Source organism: Streptomyces sp. NPDC005805 (assembly GCF_040630445.1).
Taxonomy (GTDB): Bacteria; Actinomycetota; Actinomycetes; order Streptomycetales; family Streptomycetaceae; genus Streptomyces.
The window spans coordinates 41,719-48,018 of sequence record NZ_JBEXXN010000060.1 but is presented as its reverse complement, the minus strand read 5'-3'; the positions used below and the strand labels follow the sequence as shown (position 1 = coordinate 48,018).

General features: G+C 69.2%; 6 protein-coding genes and 1 riboswitch. Of the genes, 4 read left to right on the top strand and 2 right to left on the bottom strand.

The window, feature by feature from the left end; genetic code table 11:
- Nucleotides 1-87: 87 nt before the first annotated feature.
- Nucleotides 88-1,047 carry a glucosyl-3-phosphoglycerate synthase gene (locus ABZ457_RS25970; protein WP_359161765.1) on the bottom strand — a complete coding sequence of 320 codons (960 nt, stop codon included), beginning with the start codon at nt 1,045-1,047 and terminating at the stop codon, nt 88-90.
- Between the two features lie 119 nt (nt 1,048-1,166).
- Nucleotides 1,167-1,311: riboswitch (SAM riboswitch) on the top strand.
- Between ABZ457_RS25970 and thrC the strand changes: the two genes are divergently transcribed.
- From thrC to groL, 4 genes are all read left to right on the top strand, one after another.
- Complete coding sequence (thrC, locus tag ABZ457_RS25965; RefSeq protein WP_359161762.1) at nt 1,305-2,657, top strand: threonine synthase; 1,353 nt, start codon at nt 1,305-1,307, stop codon at nt 2,655-2,657. Its footprint overlaps the riboswitch before it by 7 nt.
- Complete coding sequence (locus ABZ457_RS25960) at nt 2,654-2,929, top strand: MoaD/ThiS family protein (protein WP_018847107.1); 276 nt, start codon at nt 2,654-2,656, stop codon at nt 2,927-2,929. The genes thrC and ABZ457_RS25960 overlap by 4 nt, the downstream gene beginning before the upstream one ends.
- 466 nt (nt 2,930-3,395) lie before the next feature.
- Nucleotides 3,396-3,599: a cold-shock protein gene (locus ABZ457_RS25955; RefSeq protein ID WP_005315736.1), complete on the top strand. Its 204-nt coding sequence runs from the start codon at nt 3,396-3,398 to the stop codon at nt 3,597-3,599.
- A 346-nt stretch (nt 3,600-3,945) separates the two neighbouring features.
- A complete protein-coding gene (groL, locus tag ABZ457_RS25950; protein ID WP_359161756.1) occupies nt 3,946-5,568 on the top strand; it encodes a chaperonin GroEL in 1,623 nt (540 codons plus the stop codon).
- Between the two features lie 150 nt (nt 5,569-5,718).
- Here groL and ABZ457_RS25945 read toward each other — a convergent pair whose 3' ends face one another.
- Nucleotides 5,719-6,297, bottom strand: a complete 579-nt coding sequence (locus ABZ457_RS25945; protein WP_359161753.1) for a Uma2 family endonuclease — start codon at nt 6,295-6,297, stop codon at nt 5,719-5,721.
- Between the last annotated feature and the right edge of the window lie 3 nt (nt 6,298-6,300).

Below are 6,300 nucleotides of genomic sequence, written 5' to 3'. Positions count from 1 at the left end.
GCCGCACGGCCCCATCGAGACCGAAGCAGCCCGACGCCTCACCGAAGACCTCAACCACGAGTGATCAACGGCTTACCCAACACTTTCTCAGGCCGCGCGGCGGGCCGCGTACTCTCCGATCTCGCGCATCGGCGGCCGCTCCTCCGTGTCCACCGCGTACGTCCGCGGCACGAACCCGTCCTCCGCACGCTCGAACTGGGTGATCGAGGGGCGCACCAAGTGGCCCCGGGCCAGGCGCAGTTGGGCGGTCCGGTAGATCGTCGCCGCCATCCGGCCCAGCGCCCGGCCGTCCTGGTGGCGGTGCTTGCGGGTGCCGACGTCCACCTGGGCCAGGGCGTCCAGGCCGACCGTGCCGAGCGCGTCCACCAGCAGCCCCAGCTCCACCCCGTAGCCCACCGGGAACGGCAGCTGCTCCAGCAGCGAGCGGCGGGCCGCGTACTCACCGCCGAGGGGCTGGACGAAGCCGGCCAGCTGCGGCCAGTGCAGATTGAGCAGCGGCCGGGCCACCAGCTCGGTCACCCGCCCGCCCTGGCCCGGCTCGGCGCCGAGCGGCCGGTCGTGCATCGCCTTGACGAAGTGCACGTCCGGCTCGGTGAGCAGGGGGCCGACGGTCCCGGTGACGAAGTCCGCGGAGAAGTCGCGCAGATCGGCGTCGACGAAGCAGACCACGTCCCCGCCGGTGACCAGCAGGGACCGCCACAGCACCTCGCCCTTGCCGGGCACGGCCGGCAGCCGGGGCAGGATCGCGTCCCGGTGGACCACCCGCGCGCCCGCCGCCGCCGCGACCTCGGCGGTGCGGTCGGCCGAGCCGGAGTCCACGACCACCAGCTCATCCACGAGCGGCACCGCGTCCGTCATCAGCTCCTCGCGGATGACGGTGACGATCTCGCCGACCGTCTCCTCCTCGTTCAGCGCGGGGAGGACGACGCTGACCGTGGTGCCCCGCCGGCCGGACGTGCCCTGCTTGGCGGCGATCAGCCGGTCCAGCGGGCGGTCGGCCACCGTCCAGGACCGCCGGGCCAGCCAGCGCTCCACCTCTTCCAGCACGTGATCTCCATCTCGCGGATCGGACGACCGTCTCGGACCGTCCGGGGGTTCGGTTACAGTCTTGAACAACGCGGATGACCGTCGCATGTCGGGGTCGTTCCGTTCGGACAATCGAATACCGCTCATCCAGAGGGGCAGAGGGAAACGGCCCGTTGAAGCCCCGGCAACCCTCCAGCCGGTCTCGTTCACCACGAAGCGAGGCTCCCGGCTAGGGAAGGTGCCAAATCCGTCTCATGGCGAGATGCGCCATGAGGAAGATGAGGAGAAAGGGCCTCGCCTCCATGGCTGCACAGACCGTCGCGACCTCCACGGACGCCGCTTCCGACGCCACCTCCGCCACCGCTTCCCGGGCCGGCGCCGTCGACCTCGGACCCGCCGCCGGGCTCTCCTGCCGCGAGTGCGGCGAGCGCTTCGACCTCGGCCCGATCTTCGCCTGCGAAGCCTGTTTCGGGCCGCTCGAAGTCGCGTACGACATCCCGAGCGGCGACCCGGAAGCGCTGCGCAAGCAGATCGAGAACGGCCCCGAGAACATCTGGCGCTACGCGCCCCTGCTGCCCGTCCCCGCCGACGTGGCCGGCAAGCCGAACCTGAACCCGGGCTGGACCAAGCTCGTGCGGGCCGACAACCTCGCCCGCGAGCTGGGCGTCGAGCCCGGCAGGCTGCACGTCAAGGACGACTCCGGCAACCCGACGCACTCCTTCAAGGACCGGGTCGTCGCCCAGGCCCTGGAGGCCGCCCGCGCCTTCGGCTACACCACCCTCTCCTGCTCCTCCACCGGCAACCTCGCGGGCGCGGTCGGCGCCGCGGCGGCCCGGGCCGGCTTCCGCTCCTGCGTGTTCATCCCGCACGACCTGGAGCAGGGCAAGGTCGTCATGGCCGCCGTCTACGGCGGTGAACTCGTCGGCATCGAGGGCAACTACGACGACGTCAACCGCTTCTGCTCCGAGCTCATCGGCGACCCGGCCGGCGAGGGCTGGGGCTTCGTCAACGTCAACCTGCGCCCGTACTACGCGGAGGGCTCCAAGACCCTCGCGTACGAGATCTGCGAGCAGCTCGGGTGGGAGATCCCGGACCAGATCGTCATCCCGATCGCGTCCGGCTCCCAGCTCACCAAGATCGACAAGGGGATCCAGGAGCTGATCGGGCTGGGGCTCGTCGAGGACAAGCCGTACAAGGTCTTCGGCGCCCAGGCCGAGGGCTGCTCCCCGGTCTCCGTCGCCTTCAAGGCGGGCCACGACGTGGTCCGGCCGCAGAAGCCGGACACCATCGCCAAGTCCCTGGCGATCGGCAACCCGGCCGACGGACCGTATGTGCTGGACATCTGCCGACGCACCGGCGGCGCGGTCGAGGACGTCACGGACGAGGAGATCGTCGACGCGATCAAGCTGCTCGCCCGCACGGAGGGCGTGTTCACGGAGACCGCGGGCGGGGTGACCCTCGGCGTGGCCAAGAAGCTGATCGAGGCCGGTCTCATCGACCCGTCCCTGACGACGGTCGTCGTCAACACGGGTGACGGCCTCAAGACCCTCGACGCGGTCGCCCCCACGACGGGTATGACCGCTGTCATCCGACCCAACCTGGACTCTTTCCGAGAGGCTGGCCTCGCATGAGCGTCAACGTCCGCATCCCCACCATCCTGCGCACCTACACGGGCGGGCAGGCCGAGGTCCCGGCCGAGGGCGCGACCCTCGCCGAGGTCATCGCCGACCTGGAGAAGAACCACACGGGTATCGCCGCGCGCGTCCTGGACGACCAGGGCAAGCTGCGCCGCTTCGTGAACGTGTACGTGAACGACGACGACGTGCGCTTCGAGCAGGGCCTGGAGACGGCGACGCCGGACGGCGCGGGCGTCTCCATCATCCCGGCGGTGGCCGGCGGCTGAGCCGACGGGGCCGGCACGGGGCCGTCCGGCCTCGGGGCCGGCCCGGGCGTTTCGTGCGCAACGCCCGTGAGTTACCCGGAGTTACCTGGATCGCCCTTTCCGCGAGCTAAGCGGAGGGGGCGATTCTGCATGGTTAGGCGCGGTAGAGTCTGGGAAACCCCGGCCGCGCAGCGGGAGAGCATTTGAGCCGCACCGCAAGAAAGCGGCCAAACTCTGCGATCGAATTGCCTCAATAGTGCCGCTTTGTCGGGCCCGACTTGCCCCGGAATTCAGCGGATTGGTACGGATCGAACGATCGGTCCTGCCTGGATTTCTCGTCCGATTGACCTGTTGCAGAGGGCAGTTGTGCAGATACATTCAGCCGCGGTCGACGCGTTCCGGCGCACACCCCTCCTGTCGGGGTGAGGTCTGACCCGGGTCCGCGAAGTGCGGTCCTGCGCAAGGGCCAGTAATAGGGGAGTTAGGCATGGCTCAGGGCACCGTCAAGTGGTTCAACGCGGAGAAGGGGTACGGCTTCATCGCGGTCGACGGTGGTGCGGATGTTTTCGTCCACTACAGCGCGATTCAGATGGACGGATACCGCACCCTTGAAGAGGGTCAGCGGGTCGAGTTCGAGATCTCGCAGGGCCAGAAGGGTCCGCAGGCGGACATGGTCAAGCTCGCCGTCTGATCCGACTGATCCAGGCGCGTTCGGCCACCGACGCACTCACGCCGAGGGGCCCGCATCCCGACCACCGGGATGCGGGCCCCTCGCGCATGCCCGCGCCCACCCGCCGCCCTCCATGGTCTTCGAAGGCGCTTGCACTCACCGGGGTCGAGTGCTAATCATTGGCGTTAGCACTCTCCGAGTGAGAGTGACAGAACTTGGATCGGGTCGGTGTGGCCCGCGGGCCGTGCGGGGCAAGGAACCGCAGGGCGCGCAGGCCGGCCGTCGCGGGCGCCGGACGCGATCCGATGCAATCCTCCCCCGTTGCCTTCGGCGCGGGGGGACCCACAGGTCCGGGAGGACACTTCACATGGCCAAGATCATCGCGTTCGACGAGGAGGCACGGCGCGGTCTCGAGCGCGGGATGAACCAGCTCGCCGACGCCGTCAAGGTCACCCTTGGTCCCAAGGGTCGCAACGTCGTCCTTGAGAAGAAGTGGGGCGCCCCCACGATCACCAACGATGGTGTCTCCATCGCCAAGGAGATCGAGCTCGAGGACCCGTACGAGAAGATCGGCGCCGAGCTGGTCAAGGAAGTCGCCAAGAAGACGGACGACGTCGCCGGTGACGGTACGACCACCGCGACCGTCCTCGCCCAGGCGCTCGTCCGCGAGGGTCTGCGCAACGTCGCCGCCGGCGCCAACCCGATGGCCCTGAAGCGCGGCATCGAGAAGGCCGTCGAGGCCGTCTCCGGTGCGCTGCTGGAGCAGGCGAAGGATGTCGAGACCAAGGAGCAGATCGCTTCCACGGCCTCCATCTCCGCCGCCGACACCCAGATCGGCGAGCTGATCGCCGAGGCCATGGACAAGGTCGGCAAGGAAGGCGTCATCACCGTCGAGGAGTCCCAGACCTTCGGTCTGGAGCTGGAGCTCACCGAGGGTATGCGCTTCGACAAGGGCTACATCTCGGCGTACTTCGCCACCGACATGGAGCGTATGGAGGCGTCCCTCGACGACCCGTACATCCTGATCGTCAACTCCAAGGTCAGCAACGTGAAGGACCTCCTTCCGCTGCTGGAGAAGGTCATGCAGTCCGGCAAGCCGCTGCTGATCATCGCCGAGGACGTCGAGGGCGAGGCCCTGTCGACCCTGGTCGTCAACAAGATCCGCGGCACCTTCAAGTCCGTCGCCGTCAAGGCCCCGGGCTTCGGCGACCGCCGCAAGGCCATGCTGAACGACATCGCCATCCTCACCGGCGGTACGGTCATCTCCGAGGAGGTCGGCCTCAAGCTGGAGAACGCCGGCCTGGACCTGCTGGGCCGCGCCCGCAAGGTCGTCATCACCAAGGACGAGACCACCATCGTCGACGGTGCCGGTGACAGCGACCAGGTCGCCGGTCGGGTCAACCAGATCCGCGCCGAGATCGAGAACAGCGACTCGGACTACGACCGCGAGAAGCTCCAGGAGCGCCTCGCGAAGCTGGCCGGCGGCGTGGCCGTCATCAAGGCCGGCGCCGCGACCGAGGTCGAGCTCAAGGAGCGCAAGCACCGCATCGAGGACGCCGTGCGCAACGCCAAGGCGGCCGTCGAGGAGGGCATCGTCGCCGGTGGTGGCGTGGCCCTGCTCCAGGCCTCCGCGGTCTTCGAGAAGCTGGAGCTGGACGGCGACGAGGCGACCGGCGCCAACGCCGTGAAGCTCGCGCTGGAGGCCCCGCTGAAGCAGATCGCCGTCAACGGTGGTCTCGAGGGCGGCGTCGTCGTGGAGAAGGTGCGCAACCTGGCCGTCGGCCACGGTCTGAACGCCGCGACCGGCGAGTACGTCGACATGATCGCCGAGGGCATCATCGACCCGGCGAAGGTGACGCGTTCCGCCCTGCAGAACGCGGCCTCCATCGCCGCGCTGTTCCTCACCACCGAGGCCGTCATCGCCGACAAGCCGGAGAAGGCCGCGGCCCCGGCCGGCGGCGGCATGCCGGGCGGTGACATGGACTTCTGATCCGGCTTCCGGATCGGACCCGTCCGCACGGACCGAGGGCGGCACCCCACAGGGGGTGCCGCCCTCGGGCGTTCCCGCGGCCCGGGTGCGGCGGGCTCTGTGCGCGTGCGTTCCCGATTCCGTTTCCGCAGGGGGCGTGCGGGCGGCCGGTCAGCCCGAGTAGTCCTTGAGCTTCTCGGTGTCGAGGGTGATGCCGACGGGGTCGGGGAGTTCGGCGGGTTTGCCATAGGGGTGGATGCGCACGAGTCGGTAGGTGCCGTCCTCGGGTTCGCTGTGGACGACGACGGTGCCCTTGTCCCGGTCGATCAGGAGGTAGACGGGGATGCCGGCCCCGGCGTAGCCGTCGCGCTTCTCGGTGCGGTCGCGGCGGTCGGTGTCGTAGTCGTGCGAGGTGACTTCCACGGTCATCAGCACGCCCTCCGGGCTGGACCACTCGCCGTGCCCGGCGAAGTGCCCCGTCTGGGCCAGAGCACCGTCCGGTCGGGCTCGGCCCTTGCGGTAGGCGCCGACGACCAGACCGCGCTCGGGATAGAGCGCGAGGTCGGGGCGGTGCTGCATGCACTGCCTCAGCAGCCACATGAGGATTTCTCCGTGGTCGCCGTCGGGCACCGGCTTGACCTCCAGTTTTCCGTTGATGAACTCGAGCCGCACCGTCTCCGGGGCATGGCGTTCGATCTCTTCGAAGTCCTCTGTGGACATCTGGGGCTTGTCGGCGGAAATCGGGGTCATGGC